The following is a 20,419-nucleotide window of genomic DNA, read 5'->3' as shown; positions in this document are numbered from 1 at the left end:
GTGACTGGGGCTCAGTGCCCTGCGAAATCCACCAGCGTGAACAGCGGCAGACCCGCATCGGTCAGCCGCTTGGAGCCGCCCAGCTCCGGCAGGTCGACAATCGCAGCGCCCTCCATCACCTGGGCGCCCAGCTTCTCCAGCAGCTTCTTGCCGGCCATCATCGTGCCGCCAGTGGCAATCAGGTCATCGACCAGCAGCACCTTGTCGCCGGGCTTGACCGCATCGGCATGCAACTCGACCGTGGCACTGCCGTATTCGAGCTCATAGGTTTCCTCCACCGTGGTGAAGGGCAGCTTGCCCTTTTTGCGGATGGGCACAAAGCCCACCTTGAGCTGGTAGGCGATGACGGCACCGAGGATAAAGCCGCGCGCATCGAGACCGGCCACCACATCGGGGCGCATGTCGCGCGACATGTAGCGGTGCACAAAGGCATCGATCAGCACATGGAAGACCTGCGGGTTCTGCAGCAGCGGGGTGATGTCCCGGAACTGCACGCCCGGCGCTGGCCAATCGGGAACGGTGCGGATGTGGTGACGCAAAAAGGCGTTGACGTCGGGAGCGTGCATGGTGGGCGGGCAGAAAAGGGGAGGAGCCGCCATGGTAGTCCAACTGCGGCAGCTGCAACCGGCACCCGCCGCAGGTTAAGCATGTTTGGCAATGACCCGCACCGGCCGGGGCGCGGGCGCTCCGATAAAATCAGCCTCCATGAGCACCCTACAGCCCAAGCGCCCCGTGGAAGCGGCGCAGATTCTGCGCCTGGCGGCGTCTACCTTTGCGATCGAGGCCGAGGCCATTGCGGCACTGACGCAGCGCCTGGACGACAACTTTGTCCAGGTCGTGCAGCGCATGCTGGACATTCCCGGGCGTGTGGTGGTCACTGGCATGGGCAAGAGCGGCCATGTGGGGCGCAAGATTGCGGCCACCCTGGCATCGACCGGCACGCCGGCATTCTTTGTGCACCCGGGCGAGGCCAGCCATGGCGATCTGGGCATGGTCACGGGCCAGGATCTGGTGCTGGCCATCTCCAACAGCGGCGAGAGTGGCGAGATTTCCGTGCTGCTGCCGGTGCTCAAGCGCCTGGGCGTGCCCGTGGTGGCGATGACGGGCAACCTGCAGTCCTCGATGGCGCGCCATGCCGACTGGGTGCTCAACACCCAGGTCGACAAGGAGGCCTGCCCGCTGAACCTGGCCCCCACGGCCAGCACCACCGCGCAAATGGCGATGGGCGATGCGCTGGCCGTGGCGCTGCTGGATGCGCGCGGCTTCAAGGCCGAGGATTTTGCCCGCTCCCACCCCGGTGGCGCGCTGGGCCGCCGCCTGCTCACCCATGTGTCTGATGTGATGCGCAGCGGCGATGCGCTGCCCACGGTGCTGCCCAGCGCCAGCTTCAGCGACCTGATGCGTGAGATGAGTGCCAAGGGAATGGGCGCGGCTGCCATCGTCGATGCGCATGGCCTGCTGCAGGGCGTGTTTACCGATGGCGATCTGCGCCGCCGTATTGAGGCTGGTGCCGACTTGCGCGGCCTGACCGCTGCCGAGGTGATGCATGCCACGCCGCGCCAGATCTCGGCCGACGCATTGGCGGCCGACGCCGCTGCGTTGATGGAGGCCCACCGCATCACCAGCGTGCTGGTGACCGATGCGGACCAGCGCCTGGTGGGCATCGTGCATGTGGGTGATCTGATGCGGGCCAAGGTGATCTGATGGCCAGCACATTAACCTTGCCCGCCATCACCCCCGCCCAGCAGTGGCCCGCTGAGCTGCTGCTGCGCGCCCAGGGTATCAAGATTGTGTTCTTCGATGTGGATGGCGTGCTCACCGACGGGGGCCTGTACATCAGCGAGCAGGGCGAGACGCTCAAGCGTTTCCACACGCTCGACGGCCATGGTCTCAAGATGCTGCGCGAGGCCGGCATTGTGCCGGCCGTCATCACCGGGCGCGATTCGGCACCGCTGCGCCACCGCCTGGCGGCGCTGGGCATCGAGCAGGTTCGCTACGGCACCGAGGACAAGCTGCCTGCCGCCCAGGCCATGCTCGAGGCGCTGGGCCTGGACTGGCACCAGGCCGCAGCCATTGGCGATGACTGGCCGGATCTGCCGGTGCTGCGCCGCTGCCAGCTGGCCTGCGCGCCCGCCAATGCCCACCCTGAAGTGCTGGGCGTGGCACACTGGGTAACCACCCGCCACGGCGGCGCAGGTGCTGCGCGCGAGCTGTGCGACGCGGTGCTGGCCGCCTGCGGTGCCTATGTCAACCTGCTCGATCGGTACGGACAATGAAATCTCGCCTGCGACGCCTCATGGACCTGTCGTCCATCTACCTGCCGGTGATCCTGATGGGCCTGCTGGCGCTGGGCACCTGGTGGCTGGTGCGCAATGCCCCCAAGCCCCAGAGCGTGCGCGAACAAGCGGTGGCCGGCCACGAAGTGGATTACTACATGAACGATTTTTCGGTGCGCAGCTTTGACGGCACCGGCGTGCTGACCAGCGAGATCCAGGGCAACAAGATGCGCCACTACATGGACACCGACACGCTGGAGATCGACACGGCCACGATGCGTTCCATCCGCCAGGATGGCTCGACGACAGTGGCCACCGCCAACCGCGCCTTGTCCAATGCCGATGGCTCCGAAGTGCAGCTGTTTGGCAATGCCAAGGTGGTGCGCAGCAGCAACAAGCCGGGCGCGCCGCAGATGGAGTTCCGGGGCGAGTTTCTGCACGCCTTTGTCAACGAAGAGCGGGTGAGCTCGAACAAGCCCGTCGAGATCATCCGGGGCCAGGACCGGTTCACGGCCGACTCGATGGTCTTCAACAACATCACCCAGGTCGCAGAGCTCAAGGGCCGGGTCAAGGGCGTGCTGCAACCCGCACGCTGAGCGCCGCATGTCCACCCCCCTGAGCGATGCACCGCTGGTGCTGATCACCGGCGCCTCCAGCGGCATCGGCCAGGCGCTGGCCTGGCGCTACTACCAGGCCGGCTACCGCCTCGCGCTGGTGGCCCGCCGTACCGCGCTGATTGCGGACTGGGCCCAGGCGCAGGCGATGGATGCCAGCCGCTACGCGGTCTATGGCGCCGACGTGGCTGACCAGGACCAGACCATTGCTGCCTGCACGCAATGCCTGCAGCAGCAGGGCCTGCCCGATGTGGTGGTGGCCAATGCCGGGGTGAGCTACGGCATCGACACGGCCGAGCGCGAGGACCTGGAGGTCATGGCCCAGACCTATGCGACCAATGTGATCGGCATGGCCGCGACCTTCCATGCCTTTGTGCGCCCCATGCAGGCGCGCGGCAGCGGCAAGCTGGTGGGCATTGCCAGCGTGGCCGGCATACGCGGCCTGCCCGGCCACGGCGCCTACTGCGCCAGCAAGGCCGCCGTCATCAGCTACTGCGAGAGCCTGCGGGTGGAGCTTAAGCGTAGCGGCGTGCAGGTGGTCACCATCTGCCCGGGCTTTGTGGCCACGCCGCTCACCCGCCACAACCGCTACGGCATGCCCTTCTTGATGCAGCCAGAGGCCTTTGCCGACAAGGCCTTTGCAGTGATTGCCAAGGCGCGCAGCTATGCCGTGATCCCCTGGCAGATGGGCTGGGTGGCGCGGCTGTTGCGCTGCCTGCCCAATGCCCTCTATGACCGCGCGCTGGCCAACCGCCCGCGCAAGCACCGCCACCGCGAGCGGGTGCAAGAGGCGCCACCGGGTCAAGACTGAAAGCAGGTCCTAAGCCAGGCATGAAAAAAGCCCCTGGCGGGGCTTTGTCGTTGCGGTGCGGCACAGCGCTGGGCGGTGCCTGCAGGCATCAATAATCGTCGTTGTTGTCGTAGCCTTGGTTGCCGCCGCGGTTGCGCGAACCATTGCCGTAGGGGCTGCGGAAGCCGCCATCGCGCTCACCGCCACGATCGCCACCACCAAAGCCGCGGTCATTGCCGCCACGGCCGCCATCGCGACCACCGCGGTCGCCATAGCCACCGCCGCCGCCACCACCGTAGCCGCCACGGTCTCCGCCGCCGCCGTATCCACCACCACCACCGCCGCCGTAGCCGCCGCCACCACCGCCGCCACCACCGCCGCCGTAGCCACCACCACCGCCGCCGCCAAAGCCGCCACGGTTACCGCCTCCGCCGCCAAAGCCACCACCACGGGGGCCGCCAAAACCACCACCGCCGCTGCGGGGAGGACGGGGCTCCATGGGACGTGCTTCGTTCACGACCAGATTGCGACCGCCCAGGGGCTGACCGTTCAGACCGTTGACCGCAGCTTGGGCTTCTTCATCGCTGCCCATTTCTACAAAACCAAAACCTTTGGAGCGACCGGTGTCGCGTTCCATCATCACCTTGGCGCTGGTTACGCTGCCAAACTGACCAAAGGCCTGTTCCAGATCGTTGTCGCGAACCTGGTATGGCAAATTACCGACGTAAAGCTTGTTGCCCATTTGAGGGACTCCTGATAACTCTTAAATAATGCGATCGCGCCCTGTAGAACACCGGTCATCTATCGCAGTAGCCCAATGGAGGAATGCTCCATCCTTTATTTTCTGGCATAAAAACCGGGAATGGGATAGTTGTGCCCCTCTGTTGTGGCGCAGAAGCTGCAACCAGATGCAAAAAAGGCCTCAAAGAGGCCTTTTTTCCGGGAAAACCCGTCATCTCACTGTCAAAACCTCTAAGAGGTTTTGGATGTGATGTGCTTAGTAGCTGCCGCCACCGTAGCCGCCACGGCCACCGCCGCCGAAGCCACCGCGATCGCCGCCGCCGAAGCCGCCACGGTCACCACCGCCGAAACCACGGCCACCACCACCACCGCCGCCGAAGCCGCCGCTGCGTGGAGGACGGGCTTCCATTGGACGTGCTTCGTTCACGACCAGGTTACGACCGCCAAAGCCTTGGCCGTTCACGCCTTCGATAGCAGCTTGTGCTTCAGCGTCCGAACCCATTTCCACAAAGCCGAAGCCCTTGGAACGGCCGGTGTCACGTTCCATCATGACCTTGGCGCTGGAGACGGTACCGAATTGGCTGAAAGTGCTTTCCAGATCGCTGTCACGGAAAGAGTAAGGCAGGTTGCCCACGTAAAGTTTGTTGCCCATTTGAGGACTCCGAAAAAAGTAAAAAAAGCGATGGAGCCTGATGCAATCAACAAACCTGTGACAACTTCCAAGACGGATCACCGCGCGCTCTAGTGTACCCGGGGGCACATTGAGCTTCACCATTATGGGTGAATCGCCTTACGCTGTGTTGACAGTTGCTGCAACCAGCCCTTGGTATTTTCCCTGGAGGGCGTGGGTGTTGCGGCGCAACATCGCTTTTGGGCGTATGATGCGCCAGTCTTTGGGGAGTAGCCTGCTGGGCGCGCAATGCGCCGCAGAGTGTGCGTCAACAAACTTGGGCCTTCGCGGCCTATGGCGTACACGGCATCTGGTGATGAGGATGCTGGGCGAGACCATTGACCACGTTGCGATCCCATGCCGGAGTCGCGATGCGGTCAATGCTGTCTTGCGATATCCGGCTGCAATAACGATCCCCACTCCATGGAAGCCTTTCTCCTCTCGACCGCCGTCGTCGCCCTTGCCGAAATGGGCGACAAGACGCAGTTGCTGTCCCTCGTCCTCGCTGCCAAATACCGCAAACCCTGGCCCATTGCGCTGGGCATCTTCGTCTCGACCCTGGTCAACCATGCGCTGGCCGGTGCCGTTGGCGCCTGGATCACCACGATGCTGGGCCCCGATGTGCTGCGCTGGATTCTGGGCGTGTCCTTTATCCTGATGGCCGGCTGGATGCTGATCCCCGACAAGATCGACGAGGACGAAGCGGGCAAGAGCAGCGGCCGCTGGGGTGTGTTCGGCACCACCGTGCTGCTGTTCTTCCTGGCCGAGATGGGCGACAAGACCCAGCTGGCCACCGTGGGCCTGGCCGCCAAGTACCCCGCTTCTTATTACTGGGTGGTCGCAGGCACCACGATCGGCATGATGCTGGCCAATGCGCCGGTGGTCTGGTTTGGCGACAAGATCACCAAGAGGCTGCCGATCCGCTGGATCCACCGCGTCTGCGCGGTGATCTTCCTGGTGCTGGGTGTGGCCGCGCTGTTCACGACGATGGACTGATAGCGCTGGCTGCGCTAGCAACACTAGCAACGCACCAACTCAAAGGGCTGGGATCTTGCGATCTCCAGCCCTTTTTCCATGGGGCGGCGCCCCGAGCCTCAGCGTTAGTCCAAGGTCATCAGGCTGGCATTGCCGCCAGCCGCAGCCGTGTTGATGCTGATGGCATGCTCGGCCAGCAGGCGGAACAGCGGCACGCTGCCGTCGGCAGCCTGGGCGGTGATCGGCACGATGGCGCCGGCGCGGCCCGCCAAGGTGCTGGCCGTGGGCAGCCAGCCGCTGGCGGCATCAACGATCAGCGCATCAAAGGCCTCGGACTGCACAAAGGCCTGCTCGCTGTGCGCAGACAGCTGCACCGAGGCACGCACCGAGGCGGGCAATTGGGCCAGCAGGCTGGCTTGGCTGCTGCCTGCGGGCCACACGGCGGTGGAGCCCGCGGCGAGCACGGCGGCGAGCTGGGCCAGCAGCAGGCTGCTGGTGCTGGCCACGCAGCCCACGCGCGCACGGCCGCTCAGCACATACAGATTGCGCTCACCGGTGGGGCCGGGCAGCTCAGCCGCAAAGCCGTTGCCGGTATGGGCGGCATAGCGCTGGCACAGCGCTGCCAGATCGCCCTGGCCTTGCTGGCTGGCCCAGCTTTGCAGCGCCTCCAGCCCAGCGGCGGGGGCGGCATCGGCCTGTTCCAGGCCATGGGCATTACCGCGCTGGCCGGTGTTGGCGGCCGGGGCCTCGCTACCGGCCATGCGCGGTAGGTGGGCGAGCGCATCCACGGTGGCCGTGGCCGGCATGCGGCTGAGCAGGCGCAGCATGTACAGCGGGCCGCCGGCCTTGGGGCCCGTGCCCGACAGGCCTTCGCCGCCAAAGGGCTGCACACCGACGACGGCACCGACGATATTGCGGTTCACATAGATATTGCCGGCATGCGCAGCGTTGACCACCTGGGCAATGGTCTCGTCAATGCGGGTGTGCAGGCCCAGGGTGAGCGCATAGCCGGTGGCATTGATGTCGGCCAGCAGCTGGGGCAGGTTCTCGCGGCGGTAGCGCAGCACATGCAGCACCGGGCCGAAGACTTCGCGCTTGAGCTCGGAGAGCTGGCCGATGGCGATCACCGTGGGCGGCACAAAGGTGCCTTGCGCGCTGGCGCCACTGTTTTGCCAGACCTGGTGGCCAGCGGCCTGCATGCGGGCAATGTGCTGGTCGATGACGCCCTTGGCCTCGGCGTCGATGACGGGGCCGACATCGGTCTTGAGCTGGCAGGGGTTGCCCAGCTGGAGCTCCTGCATCGCGCCGCGCAGCATGTGCAGCAGGCGGTCGGCCGCTTCTTCCTGTACGCACAGCACGCGCAGCGCCGAGCAGCGCTGGCCGGCCGAGTCAAAGGCCGAGGACAGCACATCGACCACGACCTGCTCGGCCAGCGCGGACGAGTCCACGATCATCGCGTTCTGGCCGCCGGTCTCGGCCACCAGGGTGACGGGCTGGCCTTGGGCGTCGAGGCGCTGGGCCAGCGTCTTTTGCAGAATGCGGGCCACTTCGGTCGAGCCGGTGAACATGACGGCCTGCACGCGGTGGTCGCCCACCAGGCGGGCGCCCACGGTCTCGCCGGTGCCCGGCAGCAGCTGCAGCACATCGCGCGGCACGCCGGCCTGCCACAGCGCCTGCACGGCGGCAGCCGCGATCAGCGGGGTCTGCTCGGCCGGCTTGGCCAGCACGGTGTTGCCGGCAGCCAGCGCGGCGGCAATCTGGCCGCTGAAGATGGCCAGCGGGAAGTTCCAGGGGCTGATGCAGACCACCGGGCCCAGCGCCTGGTAATCCGCCTGGCCCCAGCTGCGCACCTGGGCGGCGTAAAAGCGCAGAAAGTCCACGGCCTCACGCACTTCGGCAATCGCGTTGGAGCAGGTCTTGCCGGCCTCGCGCACCAGCACGCCCATCAAGGTGGGCATATGTGCTTCGAGCAGATCACCAGCTTTGGCCAGGCAGTCAGCACGCTGGGCGGGCGCGGTGGCCTGCCAGCGGGCGGCGGCGGCCTGGGCGGCGGCCAGCGCAAATTCCACCTGCTCGGTCGACGCCTGCGTGACGCTGCCGACCTGGTCGCCGTGGTCAGCCGGGTTCAGCACCGGCTCGCTGGCCTGGGTGGATGCGGGCGCGCCATCGGCCAGCATCGGCTGGGCATGCCAGGCCATCTGGGCGCTGGCCTGCAGGTCGTTCTGCAGCGCGCGCAGGCGGTCGTCGTTGGACAGGTCGAGCCCTGCCGAATTGCTGCGGCTTGCGCCATACAGCGCGCGCGGCTGGGCAATGTGCGGGTTGGGCAGGCCCAACTGGCCTTCGCTCTGCGCCCACTGCTGGGCGGTGGTCACGGGGTTTTCCACCAGCTTGGCCAGGGGGATGTCCTGGTCGGCGATGCGGTTCACAAAGCTGGTGTTGGCGCCGTTCTCCAGCAGGCGGCGCACCAGGTAGGCCAGCAGGGTTTCATGCGTGCCTACCGGCGCATAGATGCGGCAGGGGCGGCCCAGGTTCTCGCTGGCGTTGCGGCCCACGACTTGCTCGTACAGCGGCTCGCCCATGCCGTGCAGGCACTGGAACTCGTACTGCCCGGGCTGGTAGCGGGCCGGGTCGGCCAGATGGTAGATGGTGGCCAAGGTGTGGGCGTTGTGCGTGGCGAACTGGGGGTAGACCGCATCGGGTGCGGCCAGCAGCTGGCGCGCGCAGGCCAGGTAGGACACATCGGTATAGGCCTTGCGGGTGTAGACCGGGTAGCCTTCCAGGCCGTCGATCTGGGCGCGCTTGATCTCGCTGTCCCAGTAGGCGCCCTTGACCAGGCGCACCATCAGCCGGTGCTGGCTGCGGCGGGCCAGGTCGATGATGAAGTCCAGCACATAGGGGCAGCGCTTTTGGTAGGCCTGCACGACAAAGCCGATGCCGGCAAAGCCGGCCAGCTCGGGCGCAAAGCAGAGCTTTTCCAGCATGTCCAGCGACAGCTCCAGGCGGTCGGCTTCTTCGGCATCGATATTGAGGCCGATGTTGTAGCCCTTGGCCAGCACGGCCAGCTGCAGCACCACCGGGTAGAGCTCGGCCATCACGCGGTCGTACTGGGCGCGGCTGTAGCGCGGGTGCAGCGCCGACAGCTTGATCGAGATGCCCGGGCCTTCGTAGACGCCCCGGCCATGGCTGGCCTTGCCGATCGCATGGATGGCGTTTTCATAGTCGCGCAGGTAGCGCTTGGCGTCATCGCTGGTCATCGCCGCTTCGCCCAGCATGTCGTAGGAGTAGCGGAAGCCCTTGGCCTCCAGGCGCTCGGCGTTCTTCAGCGCCTCGCCAATCGTCTCGCCGGTGACGAACTGCTCGCCCATCATGCGCATGGCCATGTCCACGCCCTTGCGGATCAGCGGCTCGCCGCCCCGGCCAATGAGGCGGGTAAGCGACTGGCCCAGCGAGCCTTCGCTGTGCGTGGCGACCAGCTTGCCGGTCAGCACCAGGCCCCAGGCGGCGGCGTTGACGAACATCGACGGGCTCTTGCCCACATGGGCCTTCCACTGGCCGTGGGCGATCTTGTCGCGGATCAGCACATCGCGGGTGGCCGTGTCCGGGATGCGCAGCAGCGCCTCGGCCAGGCACATCAGCGCAATGCCTTCTTGCGACGACAGCGCAAACTCCTGCAGCAGGCCTTGCACCAGGCCGGAGCGGCCGCTGTCGGCCTTGCGCTCGCGCAGGCTGCGGGCCAGCTGCAGCGCCAGCGCGTCGCCCGCCTGGGCGATGGCGGCGGGCGGCGTGGCCTGGGGCAGCAGCGCTTGCAGGGCCTCGGGCTCGGGCTTGCGGTAGGCGGCGGTGATGGCCGCGCGCAGCGCCGTGGCGGGCTGCAGTGCCGACACCAGCTCATTAAAAACAGGAGCGCTTGCGCCAGATGGGCTGTTGTCTGCGGCCGACATGGGCGAGGTGGTGGAGGGCTGGTTGTCAACAACGGCGTTGGCAGTCATGGCGGGCTCGGTTAGCAAGTAGATAGTGAATGCCGCCAGTGTGATCGTTTATGGTTTGAATTTCTCTCCATAATGTGGCCCATTCTTAGTGAAAAATTCAGCCCATGACCGCCATCATCGACCCACCGGAGGACCTGGACCGCATCGATCTGCGTATTCTGGCTGTGCTGCAGCGCGACGGCCGCATCTCCAACCTGAAGCTGGCCGAGGCGGTGTCGCTGTCGGCCACGGCGGTGCTGGCCCGCGTGCAGCGCCTGACCAAGGAAGGCTATATCACCGGCTACGAGGCGCGCTTGAACCCGCAAAAGCTGGGCGCGGCGATGCTGGTCTTCATCGAGGTGCTGCTCGACCGCACGACCCCCAATGTGTTTGACGAGTTCAAGGCGGCGGTGCAGGTGCGGCCCGAGATCATGGAGTGCCATATGGTGGCTGGCGGCTTTGACTACCTGGTCAAGATCCGCGTGGCCGACATGAACCACTACCGCCACTTTGCCGGCGAGGTTTTGTGGCAGCTGCCCGGCGTGCGCGAGACCCGCACCTACGCGGTGATGGAAGAGGTCAAAAGCTCCAACCGGCTCTACCTGGGCGGCAGTTGATGCAGCCCATGCGCGGCCGATTTGCAGTACACTGAGATTTCACGGCGCCGATTTGCTTCAGCTTGCGGGCGCTTTATAAATCCAGCTAAAGACTCGGTAGGCGACTGCATTCCATCGACCCGGCCTCGTTTTTAGCGTTGCCGGGTTTTTTATGTCATTCGTTGCGACACCCCAATCAATGCATTTCCCGGAGGCGCTCCCGCTCCAAAGTGGCGCCTCCATCCGCGACTACCACCTGGCCTACGAGACCTACGGCCAGCTCAATGCCGACCGCTCCAACGCCATCCTGGTGTGCCATGCGCTCAACGCCTCGCACCATGTGGCCGGCTACTACGAGGGCCAGCCCAAGAGCGAGGGCTGGTGGGACAACATGATCGGCCCGGGCAAGCCGGTCGATACCAATCAGTTCTTTGTCATCGGCGTCAACAACCTGGGCTCCTGCTTTGGCTCCACTGGGCCCATGCACCGCAATCCGGATGCAGACAAGGACACGGACCAGGTCTATGGCGCCGATTTCCCGGTGGTGACGGTGGAGGACTGGGTCAATGCCCAGGCGCTGCTGCTCGACCGCCTGGGCATCACGCAACTGGCCGCCGTGCTGGGCGGCAGCCTGGGCGGCATGCAGGCACTGTCCTGGACCTTGCAGTACCCCGACCGCATGCGCCATGCGGTGGTGGTGGCCAGCGCGCCCTGTCTGTCGGCCGAGAACATTGCGTTCAACGAGGTGGCCCGCCGCGCCATCGTGACCGACCCGGACTTCCACGGCGGCCACTTCTACCGCCACGGCGTGATCCCCAAGCGCGGCCTGCGCATTGCCCGCATGATCGGCCACATCACCTACCTGAGCGACGATGTGATGAACCAGAAGTTCGGCCGCCAGCTGCGCGAAGGCATGGACCTCAAATACAGCACCCAGGATGTGGAGTTCCAGATCGAGAGCTATCTGCGCTACCAGGGCGACAAGTTCAGCGACTACTTCGACGCCAATACCTATTTGCTGATCACCCGTGCGCTCGACTACTTTGACCCGGCCAAGCCTTTTGGCGGCGACCTGACCCAGGCGCTGGCCGGCGCCAAGGCCCGCTTCATGCTGGTGAGCTTCAGCACCGATTGGCGCTTTTCGCCGGCGCGCAGCCGCGAGATCGTCAAGGCCTTGCTCGACAACCGCCGCACCGTCAGCTACGCCGAGATTGACGCGCCCCATGGGCATGACGCCTTTTTACTGGACGACGCGCGCTACATGGGCGTGATGCGCTCCTATTTCGAGAACATGGCCCGCGAACTGAGCGCCGGCCAGCCCAGCGCCCAGGAGGCCGCATGACCGAAGCTTCTTCCACCTTTCAAGCCATTGCCAACTTGGTGCCGCTGGGCGCACGCGTGCTGGACCTGGGCTGCGGCGATGGCAGCTTGCTGGCCTACCTGCAGCGCGAGCGCCAGTGCAGCGGCTATGGCATCGAGTTTGACGACGCCAATGTGCTCGCCTGCGTGCGCCGGGGCGTGAACGTGCTGCAGCTGAACCTGGAAGACGGCCTGGCCATCTTCGAGGACAACAGCTTTGATATGGTGCTGCAGATTGACACCTTGCAGCATCTGCGCAATGCCGAGGTGATGCTGCGCGAGACCGCGCGCATCGGCAAGCAGGGCGTCGTCGCCTTTCCCAACTTTGCGCACTGGCCCAACCGCCTGTCCATCCTGCAAGGCCGCATGCCGGTGACCAAGCGCCTGCCTTACCAGTGGTACGACACGCCCAATATCCGCGTGGGCACCTTCAAGGATTTCGAGGTGCTGGCACTCAAGAACAAGCTGCGCATTCTGGACAGCTTTGGCCTGCAAAATGGTGAGGTGCGGCGCTGGCTGCCCAATGCCCGCGCGGGCACGGCGGTGTTCCACTTCGAGCACGCCTGAGCCGCACTGCGGGCCTTGCCCGGCCGGGCCCTGCGCTGGATGACGGCAGCAGGGCTTTGCCCGAGGCGATAGCCGGGCGGCGCTGGCGCTGGTACGCTTATGCCTGCGGCTGCCCTTGTCGTGGCAGCACCTCCAGGAGATTCACCCATGAACGCCCGCCTAGACGCCGCCCATCTGCAAGCCGATGCGGCCTTGAGCCACATCAGCCAGCAGTGGGACCGCGATATCCTTCGCCAGCTGACCGACTACATCGCCATCCCCGCCAAGTCGCCGGGCTTTGATGGCAACTGGGAGCAGCATGGTTTCATCGACACGGTGGTGCGCAATGCCGCCACCTGGATCGAGGGGCAGAAGGTCGAGGGGCTGACGCTGGAAGTGGTGCGCGTGCCGGGCCGCACGCCGGTGCTGTTCTTTGAAGTGCCTGCCACCCAGGCCCAGAGCACGCAGACCGTGCTGATGTATGGCCACCTGGACAAGCAGCCCGAGTTCTCCGGCTGGCGCAATGACCTGGGCCCCTGGACCCCCAAATACGAAGACGGCAAGCTCTATGGCCGGGGCGGCGCCGATGACGGCTATGCCACCTATGCCAGCGTGGCAGCCATCCAAGAGCTCAAGCGCCAGAATGTGCCGCACCCGCGCATTGTCGGCCTGATCGAGACCTGCGAGGAAAGCGGCTCGGGCGACCTGCCGGTCTATATCGACATGCTCAAGCCCCGCCTGGGGGATGTGGGCCTGGTCATCTGCCTCGATAGCGGCGCGGGCAACTACGACCAGCTGTGGCTGACCACCAGCCTGCGCGGCATGGTGGCGGGCACCTTGAAGGTGGAGATCCTCACCGAAGGCGTGCACTCGGGCGATGCCTCGGGCGTTGTGCCCTCGTCTTTCCGCATCATGCGCCAGGTGCTCGACCGCCTCGAAGACAGCAAGACCGGCCGCCTGCTGCCCGAGAGCTTTCACTGCGCGGTACCGGCTGAGCGCCTGGCCCAGGCGCAGGCCACGGCCGGCATTCTGGGTGACGAGCTGTACAAGCGTTTCCCCTGGGCGCATTTTGACTGCAATGGCTCGAGCCTGTTTGCGCTGCCCACCACCACCGACCCCACGCAGGCGCTGCTCAAGCGCACCTGGGAGCCGACCTTGTCCGTTACCGGCGCCGAAGGGCTGCCTGCGCTGCAGGATGCCGGCAATGTGCTGCGCCCCTATACCGCGTTCAAGCTGAGCCTGCGCCTGCCCCCGCTGGTCGATGCCACGCAGTGCATGCAAGAGCTCAAGACCTTGCTCGAAGACAATGCACCCTACCAAGCCAAGGTCACCTGGGAAGGGGCCAGCGGTGCCAATGGCTGGAATGCGCCCAACACCAGCGACTGGTTCCTGAACGCGCTCAACCAATCGAGCCGCGCGCACTTTGGCGCCGACTGCGGCTTTATCGGTCAGGGCGGCTCGATCCCACTGATGGGTATGCTCAGCGCCGGCTTCCCCAAGGCGCAGATGATGGTCTGCGGCGTGCTGGGCCCCAAGAGCAATGCACACGGGCCCAATGAGTTCCTGCATGTGCCTTATGCCAAGAAGCTGACCGCCGCCGTGGCCCAGGTGATTGCCTGCATGCCCACCACGGCTGCCAGCGCATAAATACAGCCAGCCCCCGGGCAGCCGCCGCGTGCCGATGTGCATGGGGCGGCTGCCTTTTGTTTTTGACCATAAAGACTACGCGCCCGCCATGACCGAGCCCACCGCCCCCACGCCCACGATCTTGTTTGACGGCACCGAACCCCTGGGTGCCAGCGCCGACCTGCAGGACAACGGCAAGCCCTTTTTCTTTCAGCTGCCCAACGGCCAGAAGGCCTTTGTGATCCGCTGGCAGGGCCAGCTGCACGGCTGGATCAACGAGTGCCAGCACGCCAGCGTGCCCATGGACTTTGATGGCGACATTCTGGAGAGCGGCCGCCAGTTCATCCTCTGCCCCTACCACGGCGCCATCTACCAGCCCGATACCGGCAAATGCGTGGGCGGCCCCTGCCGGGGCGCCAGCCTGGATGCGGTGGCGGTCGAAGAGCGCGATGGCGCGGTGTGGCTCAAGCACGGTTGAACCTCTGCCCGGCTCGCCAAGCCCCAGTGCGCTCCCACGGCATCCTTTTGGCGCGATACTGGCGCCCTTCAAAATAAGCGGCCACTCCTGTCAGGCCGCTTGCGCAGCGCCCCGCCATGAAATCCCCGATCCGAATTGTTGATGTTGACCGCCTGGAGACCTGGACCAAGTACAAGGCCGGTCTCTGCGACAGCTGCGCGGCCAACTGCTGCACGATGCCGCTGGAGGTGCAACTGCCCGATCTGGTGCGCCTGGGCCTGGTGGACGCCTTTGAAGTGGACAACATCGCGCACAAGCTGATCGCCAAGCGCCTGCTCAAGGCCCGGCTGATCGACCACTACAACCCCAAGCACAATATCTTCACGATGGCGCGCCGCGCCAGTGGCGACTGCCAGTTTCTCGACCCGGTGGCGCGGCGCTGCACCGTGTATGACAAGCGGCCCGAAACCTGCCGCCTGCACCCCAAAAAAGGCCCCAAGCCAGGGTTTTGTGCCTATGGGCACAAAGATTTGCAATAAATCCTGGGCCGATTATCGGGGGCCGCTCCGGCCGACCTGTTGGCTCAGCGCCCCGAGCGCTTTATACAGAGGGTAAATAGTCCTCTAGAATGGCTCGCGCACCTGCTGCAGGTGTTGCGCAGGCCCTGCCAACGCAGGGCGAAGGCATTTTCTCAAGCCAACTAGCCAATGCAAAAATCAAAAATTTTCTGGTCGTTGGGCGTGCTGGCGCTCCTGGCCGCCGTCCTCACGATTTATGGCCTGGGCCTGCACAACGGCCTGGTGTTCGACGATGGCCGGCTGTCGGACGGCACCATTTTTGGCCGTTATGGCAGCGTGCTCGAGCCCAAGGTGCGCATGCTGTCCTATGGCAGCTTTGTCTGGGTGCAGTCGCTCTTTGGCGAGAGTATGGCCGTGCAGCGGGTCGTCAATATCGTGCTGCACCTGGCCACTTGCTATGCAATATGGCTGCTGGTGTCGGCACTGTTCAAACACACCCAGTTTTCGGACGAGGCGCGGGCAGAGCCGGGTTTTGACACCAATATCCGGATGGCGATATTTGCCGCAGTGGCGCTGTTTGCCGTGCACCCGGTGGGCGTATATGCCGTCGGTTATCTGATCCAGCGCAGCATGGTGATGATGACCCTGTTTTCCGCGCTGGCCTGCTGGGCGTATATCCGCGCCTTGGCGGGGGCGGGGCTGCAATGGGCGGCGCTGGCCGTGGTTTTCCTGCTCTGCGCGTTGATGAGCAAAGAGCATGCGGTGGTGCTGCCGGCACTCGCCTTGCCGCTCTATGTGTTTGTCAAACGGCCGTCGTGGAAGAAGCTGCTGGCGATCGCCGTGGCGATTGCCGTGCTGATCGGCCTGTTCACCGCGCTGCTGTGGACGCAGCTGGGCGCCTTTGTCGGCGCTGTCGCCACCGATGACACCTCCTGGGCCTATGTGCGCCAGCTCGAGCAACTGCAGCCAGGCATCACCTCGTCGATCTACCCGCTCAGCCTGCTCAACCAGGGCAAGCTGTTTTTCCAGTACGGCCTGCTGTGGCTGCTGCCCAATGTGCAGTGGATGGCGCTGGACCTGCGCCCGGTCTTCCCGCTGAGCTTTGGCAGCCTGCCCCATCTGCTGGGTGGCCTGGGCTATGTGGCACTGGTGATTGGCAGCGCGGTCCTGCTGCTGCGCAAACGTGATGCCTGGAGCCTGGTGGGCCTGGTGCTGCTGTGCACGGCGCTGCTGTTCAGCACCGAGTTTGTCACCAGCTGGTTGCAAGACCCCTTTGTGCTCTACCGCAGCTATATCTGGGCGATGCTGCTGCCGGCCTTGCTGGCGCTGGTGCTGCTGCTGTTTCCGCGCAAGCTGATGGTGGCGATCGCCTGCGCCGCTGGCCTGGTGCTGACGGCCCTGGCCACGGAGCGCAGCCTGAGCCTCAAGTCTGAGTACAGCGCTTGGAGCGATGCCGCCCAGAAGGTGGACGAGCAGGCCCCCTTCAACGCCTTTGGCCGCTGGCGCCCCTTTATCAACCGGGGTGCGTCGCTGCTGGAAAACCTGATCTACGAGCAGGCGCTGCAGGACTTTGACAAAGCGGTTGCGCTGCAAGAACCCCTGGGCTCGGCACAGTTCAACCGTGGCATGACCCTGGAGCTGCTCAAGCGCTACCCCGAGGCGCTGGCCGCGTTTGACAGCGCCCAAAAGCAAGGCTTTGACAATGCGGCGCTGGCCTACCACCAGGCCACGGCCTACAAGATGACGCAGCAGATGGAACCGGCGTTCCAAAGCTATGCCAAGGCCCTGGCGATGAAGCCCGAAGACGTCCTGCTGCCCAAGATCTTGCTGGAGCAGGCCGAGGTTGCCATCCCCTCGGGCCACTACGACGTGGCCATTGCGAACTACCAGCGCCTGCTGCAGATGTCGCCGGGCAACACCCGCCTGGAGGTGGGCCTGGGCATTGCGTTCATTGGCAAGCGCGATTTTGCGCAGGCCTTGCAGATCTTTGATGCGTCGCTCTCGCGCCAGCCCAACCCCCCCGCCTACTACGGCAAGGCCCTGGCCTACCGCGAGCAGGGCGACCGGGCCCAGGCCATTGCCAACCTGCAACGCGCCAGCGCCATGGACCCGGCCAACCCGGTCTACCAGCGCCTGCTGCAGCAATTGCAGGGCGGCCAATAACATGCTGCGCCATTGGCTGGGCCGGCCCCAGGCTGCGCCCTTGCATGCACAGGCGGGCGATGCGCCGCAGCGCGTGCTGCATGTGGGCAAGTTCTACCCGCCGTACCGGGGCGGCATGGAATCGTTTCTGGCCGATCTGATCGAGCAGCAGCGCGCCAACGGCATCGACGCCCGCGCGGTCGTGCATGGCGATCCGCTACCCGAGGACCCGCCCTGGCTCATCCGCGTGCCGGTGCAGATCACCCTGGTGTTCGCGCCGATTGCGCTGGGCTTTCCGCTGGCGCTGCACCGGGCCATTCGCGGCTTCCAACCCGATGTGCTGCATCTGCACATGCCCAACAATGCGGCGTTCTGGGCGCTCATCATGCCCGCCGCGCGCCGGGTGGCCTGGGTCACGCACTGGCACTCGGATGTGCTGATCTCCAAATGGGATAGCCTGCTGCAGCTGTGCTACCAGGTCTACCGGCCCTTCGAGACCAAGCTGCTGCGGCAAAGCGCGGCCATCCTCGCCACCTCGCCGCCTTACATGGCCGCCAGCGTTCCGCTGCAGCGCTGGCTGTTCAAGACCTTGGCGATCCCGCTGGGCCTGAAGCCGCTGGGCCAGGGGGTGCTGGAGCAGGCGCAGGCCGAGGCCCCACACCTGCAGCTCTGGGGCGATGCCCGGCTGCGCGTGCTGTCGGTCGGCCGGCTGACCTACTACAAGGGCTTTGACACCCTCATCTCGGCCGTGGCCGGCTTTGCCGATGTGCAGCTGATCATTGCCGGTGAAGGTGAGCAGCGCAAGGAACTCGAAGCGCTGATTGCGCGCGAGCGCGCCCAGCAAGGCTGCGCCAACGTCCAGCTGCTCGGCCAGGTCAGTGAGGCGCAAAAGCATGCGCTGTTCAACAGCTGCGATATCTTTGCGCTGGCCTCGCGTGAGCGCACCGAGGCCTTTGGCCTGGTACTGATCGAAGCCATGCAGCATGGCAAGCCCTGCATTGCCTCCGACTTGGATGGCTCGGGCATGTCCTGGGTGGTGGGGCAGTCGGGCAGCGGCCAGTGCTATGCCCCCGACCAGGTGCAGGCCTGGAAAGAGGCCATGCGCCAGGCGCTAGCCGCCAAGGCACAGCTGGCCGGGCGTGGTCTGGCGGCGCAGCAGGCGGCTGACGCCTATTTCACCATTGGCCAGTGCGAGCGGCGAATTGCTGAGGTCTACGACAGCATTCTGCCCGCCAGTGAGCGGGCACCTGCCCAGCCCCAGGCGGCCGCAGCGGCCAGGCCCTTACAGGTTGCGGTGGTGCAGCAGGCCGCGCAATGGCCGCTGCTGCAGCAGTGGCAGGCCGCCCACCCCGAGAGCCTGCTGCTCTGCGTCGATGCCAGCGGCCAGCGCAGTCCCGATCTGCAGGCTCTGGGCGGCTTGGCGCAGGTGTCGCTGGCCGACCTGGGCTGGTCCGAGGTGATCGCGCTGGTCCAGCGGCTCGCCGCTGAGCAGGCGCTTAGCGCCCTGTCCATCCGCTCTGCCGCCGATCTGCTGAGCGAGACGGGTGCCGAGCCACTGCCAGCGCCGCCTGCGGGCTGGTGGCAGCGCTGGCTGGCGCGGCGTGGTGTCCGCCACCTGCAGCTGGGCCGCCATGCCTTGCTCTTGCGGGGCGATGAGATGGCTGCCTGGGCCGGTGCACGCCACGCCTTGGTAGGGGGGCATTTGTTCATGCGTAGCGCCTAGCCAGCATTTGGCCAGCGCTTGTCTAGCGCATAGGTTCTTGCCAGGGCGGCTGGCTCAGCAGCCCAGCAGCATGGGCGGGCGCACCACTGCCAGCACACTGGCGGCCATGCCCGCGCCCAGCAGCAAGCCCCGGCGCCAGCGCGGCCAGTGGCGGCTGACATGCTCCATGCCCAGTGCCGCAGGTGCGGCGGCAAAGAAGATGCCGTAGTTCAGCACGCGCAGCATCCAGTTGGTGTCCAGCAGCCACCACGACGCGGCAACGGCCAGCAGGCCCAGCAGCGCAACGCCCCCCAGCACACAGACCAGAAAACGGGCCATGCCCGGATCGATCCGCTGGTGGTGAAAGCCCCCCAGCCAGCGCCCGGCACCGACCAGCAAAAAACCCGCGAGCAGCAGGTTGCCGGACTGGAACACGACAAACCGGATCCAGGAGCCGCCATAGGGCGCCCATGCCGCCGGTGGCAGCAGATAGGCCTGCATCGTGAGCACCAGCAGCGCTGCGATGCACAGCGACCATCCGGCAGCACGCTGGTGGCGCAGCAAGCCGGCCAGGGCTGCAGCGGGCCAGCGGATGTCGCCATGCCACCAGCGGCGGCTGGCCCAGGCCATGGCGGCCACGGCCACCAGCAGGGCCAAGGAGGCTGGCAGGCTCAGCGGCCAGTGCTGGAAATGGGCCTGGCGCAGGTCGCGCAGCATATCGGTGTAAGGACCGCCGGGCCAGGCATAGACCGCAAAGCTGGCGATGCACAGCAGCGCAATGGCCAGGTGGCGCAGGCTCCAGCGGCGCTGGGCAATGCCATGGGTGGCCACCAGCACCAGGCACAGAAAGACCAGCACCGCGTGACTCAGGATATGGGTAAAGGCGACGGCAGGCAGCGCGACAAAAAAGGCCAGGCCGCCCCGGTGCTGTAGCCAGCGCCAGGCCGAGATGGTGCCCAGAAATACCGCCAGCTGCCCCCATTGCTGCGGGCGAGCCTCAAGCAAGGGCGCCCAGAAATAGCTCGACAGCGCCAGCGTTGCAAACACCGGCACCAAGGTCTTGAGCCCCAGGCGGTAGTAGCCCCAGCTCAGACCCCCAACAACGATAAACACGCCGCAGACCCCCATCCAGGGCATCACCTCGGCGTGGCTGGAGCCGGTCACCCAGGCCGCCTGGCGCAGCGTGTTGACAAAGGCAGGCCCCGAGACCGGCCAGGCCACGCCCTGGTCGAGCTGCTGGGCGATGCCGATCCAGTTCTTCTCGTCGTTGACGCACAGGGGGTAGTTCAGCAGCATGCGCATGGCGCAGGCCAGCAGCGCAAACAGCGCAGCCCATGCCAACAGCGACACGACCCGCGTGCGCAGCGCCAGGTAGGGCAGCGGCATCGCGGGTGCAGGCGGTGCGAACGGGGGCATCGTAGGCAAGGACATCAGCGCTG

At 65.7% G+C, this 20,419-nt stretch carries 18 protein-coding genes and 1 riboswitch; of the genes, 13 read left to right on the top strand and 5 right to left on the bottom strand.

Features of this window, described 5'->3' with window-relative positions; genetic code table 11:
* Positions 1-11: 11 nt before the first annotated feature.
* Positions 12-566: an adenine phosphoribosyltransferase gene (locus tag ACPEE1_RS22450; RefSeq protein ID WP_021025692.1), complete on the bottom strand. Its 555-nt coding sequence runs from the start codon at positions 564-566 to the stop codon at positions 12-14.
* Positions 567-705: 139 nt separating this feature from the next.
* Here ACPEE1_RS22450 and ACPEE1_RS22445 point away from each other — a divergent pair, with 139 nt between their 5' ends.
* From ACPEE1_RS22445 to ACPEE1_RS22430, 4 genes are read left to right on the top strand one after another with little or no spacing between them, the layout of a single operon-like run.
* Complete coding sequence (locus tag ACPEE1_RS22445; protein WP_116925475.1) at positions 706-1,704, top strand: KpsF/GutQ family sugar-phosphate isomerase; 999 nt, start codon at positions 706-708, stop codon at positions 1,702-1,704.
* Positions 1,704-2,276: a KdsC family phosphatase gene (locus ACPEE1_RS22440; protein ID WP_116925476.1), complete on the top strand. Its 573-nt coding sequence runs from the start codon at positions 1,704-1,706 to the stop codon at positions 2,274-2,276. The genes ACPEE1_RS22445 and ACPEE1_RS22440 overlap by 1 nt, the downstream gene beginning before the upstream one ends.
* Entirely contained in the window at positions 2,273-2,872 is a 600-nt protein-coding gene (lptC, locus tag ACPEE1_RS22435) for an LPS export ABC transporter periplasmic protein LptC (protein WP_116925477.1), read from the top strand. Before ACPEE1_RS22440 ends, lptC begins: the two co-directional genes overlap by 4 nt.
* 7 nt (positions 2,873-2,879) lie before the next feature.
* Positions 2,880-3,701 carry an SDR family oxidoreductase gene (locus ACPEE1_RS22430; RefSeq protein WP_165841160.1) on the top strand — a complete coding sequence of 274 codons (822 nt, stop codon included), beginning with the start codon at positions 2,880-2,882 and terminating at the stop codon, positions 3,699-3,701.
* Between the two features lie 88 nt (positions 3,702-3,789).
* Here ACPEE1_RS22430 and ACPEE1_RS22425 read toward each other — a convergent pair whose 3' ends face one another.
* Positions 3,790-4,422: an RNA recognition motif domain-containing protein gene (locus ACPEE1_RS22425; RefSeq protein WP_423934894.1), complete on the bottom strand. Its 633-nt coding sequence runs from the start codon at positions 4,420-4,422 to the stop codon at positions 3,790-3,792.
* A 255-nt stretch (positions 4,423-4,677) separates the two neighbouring features.
* Positions 4,678-5,073 (bottom strand): RNA recognition motif domain-containing protein, encoded by a 396-nt coding sequence (locus tag ACPEE1_RS22420; RefSeq protein WP_116925479.1) that lies wholly within the window; start codon positions 5,071-5,073, stop codon positions 4,678-4,680.
* Positions 5,074-5,304: 231 nt separating this feature from the next.
* Positions 5,305-5,418: riboswitch (yybP-ykoY riboswitch) on the top strand.
* A 96-nt stretch (positions 5,419-5,514) separates the two neighbouring features.
* Between ACPEE1_RS22420 and ACPEE1_RS22415 the strand changes: the two genes are divergently transcribed.
* Positions 5,515-6,087 (top strand): TMEM165/GDT1 family protein, encoded by a 573-nt coding sequence (locus ACPEE1_RS22415; protein WP_116925480.1) that lies wholly within the window; start codon positions 5,515-5,517, stop codon positions 6,085-6,087.
* Between the two features lie 104 nt (positions 6,088-6,191).
* Here the strand turns inward: ACPEE1_RS22415 and putA are convergent, their stop codons facing one another.
* The gene (putA, locus tag ACPEE1_RS22410; RefSeq protein WP_423934893.1) at positions 6,192-10,055 is read right to left on the bottom strand and encodes a trifunctional transcriptional regulator/proline dehydrogenase/L-glutamate gamma-semialdehyde dehydrogenase; all 3,864 of its coding nucleotides are present in this window, start codon (positions 10,053-10,055) and stop codon (positions 6,192-6,194) included.
* Positions 10,056-10,159: 104 nt separating this feature from the next.
* Here putA and ACPEE1_RS22405 point away from each other — a divergent pair, with 104 nt between their 5' ends.
* The 8 genes from ACPEE1_RS22405 to ACPEE1_RS22370 all read left to right on the top strand — a co-directional run bounded on the left by ACPEE1_RS22405 (position 10,160) and on the right by ACPEE1_RS22370 (position 19,001).
* On the top strand, positions 10,160-10,651 hold the full coding sequence (locus tag ACPEE1_RS22405) for an Lrp/AsnC ligand binding domain-containing protein (RefSeq protein ID WP_021025653.1): 492 nt from the start codon (positions 10,160-10,162) through the stop codon (positions 10,649-10,651).
* Positions 10,652-10,802: 151 nt separating this feature from the next.
* A complete protein-coding gene (metX, locus tag ACPEE1_RS22400) occupies positions 10,803-11,972 on the top strand; it encodes a homoserine O-succinyltransferase MetX (RefSeq protein WP_260718648.1) in 1,170 nt (389 codons plus the stop codon).
* Entirely contained in the window at positions 11,969-12,556 is a 588-nt protein-coding gene (metW, locus tag ACPEE1_RS22395) for a methionine biosynthesis protein MetW (RefSeq protein ID WP_021025655.1), read from the top strand. The genes metX and metW overlap by 4 nt, the downstream gene beginning before the upstream one ends.
* A 147-nt stretch (positions 12,557-12,703) precedes the next feature.
* A complete protein-coding gene (locus tag ACPEE1_RS22390) occupies positions 12,704-14,182 on the top strand; it encodes a M20 family metallopeptidase (RefSeq protein ID WP_423934892.1) in 1,479 nt (492 codons plus the stop codon).
* 88 nt (positions 14,183-14,270) lie between these two features.
* Positions 14,271-14,639: a Rieske (2Fe-2S) protein gene (locus ACPEE1_RS22385; protein ID WP_116925484.1), complete on the top strand. Its 369-nt coding sequence runs from the start codon at positions 14,271-14,273 to the stop codon at positions 14,637-14,639.
* 116 nt (positions 14,640-14,755) lie between these two features.
* Positions 14,756-15,157, top strand: a complete 402-nt coding sequence (locus ACPEE1_RS22380) for a YkgJ family cysteine cluster protein (RefSeq protein WP_116925485.1) — start codon at positions 14,756-14,758, stop codon at positions 15,155-15,157.
* A gap of 168 nt (positions 15,158-15,325) precedes the next feature.
* Positions 15,326-17,299 carry a tetratricopeptide repeat protein gene (locus ACPEE1_RS22375; protein ID WP_182344548.1) on the top strand — a complete coding sequence of 658 codons (1,974 nt, stop codon included), beginning with the start codon at positions 15,326-15,328 and terminating at the stop codon, positions 17,297-17,299.
* A gap of 1 nt (position 17,300) precedes the next feature.
* On the top strand, positions 17,301-19,001 hold the full coding sequence (locus ACPEE1_RS22370) for a glycosyltransferase (RefSeq protein ID WP_182344550.1): 1,701 nt from the start codon (positions 17,301-17,303) through the stop codon (positions 18,999-19,001).
* A 54-nt stretch (positions 19,002-19,055) separates the two neighbouring features.
* Here the strand turns inward: ACPEE1_RS22370 and ACPEE1_RS22365 are convergent, their stop codons facing one another.
* Entirely contained in the window at positions 19,056-20,411 is a 1,356-nt protein-coding gene (locus ACPEE1_RS22365) for a hypothetical protein (RefSeq protein ID WP_423934891.1), read from the bottom strand.
* Positions 20,412-20,419: the final 8 nt, after the last annotated feature.

Source organism: Comamonas sp. 23 (assembly GCF_049601575.1).
GTDB classification, from domain to species: Bacteria; Pseudomonadota; Gammaproteobacteria; order Burkholderiales; family Burkholderiaceae_C; genus Comamonas; species Comamonas squillarum.
Note: the sequence above shows the minus strand (reverse complement) of the source record. Positions and strands in the feature narration are given on the sequence as shown.

Coding starts and splice junctions, on each gene's coding strand:
- ACPEE1_RS22440 (WP_116925476.1), top strand. CDS start 1,704: ATGGCCAGCACATTAACCTTGCCCGCCATCACCCCCGCCCAGCAGTGG.
- lptC (WP_116925477.1), top strand. CDS start 2,273: ATGAAATCTCGCCTGCGACGCCTCATGGACCTGTCGTCCATCTACCTG.
- ACPEE1_RS22425 (WP_423934894.1), bottom strand. CDS start 4,422: ATGGGCAACAAGCTTTACGTCGGTAATTTGCCATACCAGGTTCGCGAC.
- ACPEE1_RS22450 (WP_021025692.1), bottom strand. CDS start 566: ATGCACGCTCCCGACGTCAACGCCTTTTTGCGTCACCACATCCGCACC.
- putA (WP_423934893.1), bottom strand. CDS start 10,055: ATGACTGCCAACGCCGTTGTTGACAACCAGCCCTCCACCACCTCGCCC.
- metX (WP_260718648.1), top strand. CDS start 10,803: ATGTCATTCGTTGCGACACCCCAATCAATGCATTTCCCGGAGGCGCTC.
- ACPEE1_RS22370 (WP_182344550.1), top strand. CDS start 17,301: ATGCTGCGCCATTGGCTGGGCCGGCCCCAGGCTGCGCCCTTGCATGCA.
- ACPEE1_RS22415 (WP_116925480.1), top strand. CDS start 5,515: ATGGAAGCCTTTCTCCTCTCGACCGCCGTCGTCGCCCTTGCCGAAATG.
- ACPEE1_RS22380 (WP_116925485.1), top strand. CDS start 14,756: ATGAAATCCCCGATCCGAATTGTTGATGTTGACCGCCTGGAGACCTGG.
- ACPEE1_RS22385 (WP_116925484.1), top strand. CDS start 14,271: ATGACCGAGCCCACCGCCCCCACGCCCACGATCTTGTTTGACGGCACC.
- ACPEE1_RS22445 (WP_116925475.1), top strand. CDS start 706: ATGAGCACCCTACAGCCCAAGCGCCCCGTGGAAGCGGCGCAGATTCTG.
- ACPEE1_RS22365 (WP_423934891.1), bottom strand. CDS start 20,411: ATGTCCTTGCCTACGATGCCCCCGTTCGCACCGCCTGCACCCGCGATG.
- ACPEE1_RS22375 (WP_182344548.1), top strand. CDS start 15,326: ATGCAAAAATCAAAAATTTTCTGGTCGTTGGGCGTGCTGGCGCTCCTG.
- ACPEE1_RS22405 (WP_021025653.1), top strand. CDS start 10,160: ATGACCGCCATCATCGACCCACCGGAGGACCTGGACCGCATCGATCTG.
- metW (WP_021025655.1), top strand. CDS start 11,969: ATGACCGAAGCTTCTTCCACCTTTCAAGCCATTGCCAACTTGGTGCCG.
- ACPEE1_RS22390 (WP_423934892.1), top strand. CDS start 12,704: ATGAACGCCCGCCTAGACGCCGCCCATCTGCAAGCCGATGCGGCCTTG.
- ACPEE1_RS22420 (WP_116925479.1), bottom strand. CDS start 5,073: ATGGGCAACAAACTTTACGTGGGCAACCTGCCTTACTCTTTCCGTGAC.
- ACPEE1_RS22430 (WP_165841160.1), top strand. CDS start 2,880: ATGTCCACCCCCCTGAGCGATGCACCGCTGGTGCTGATCACCGGCGCC.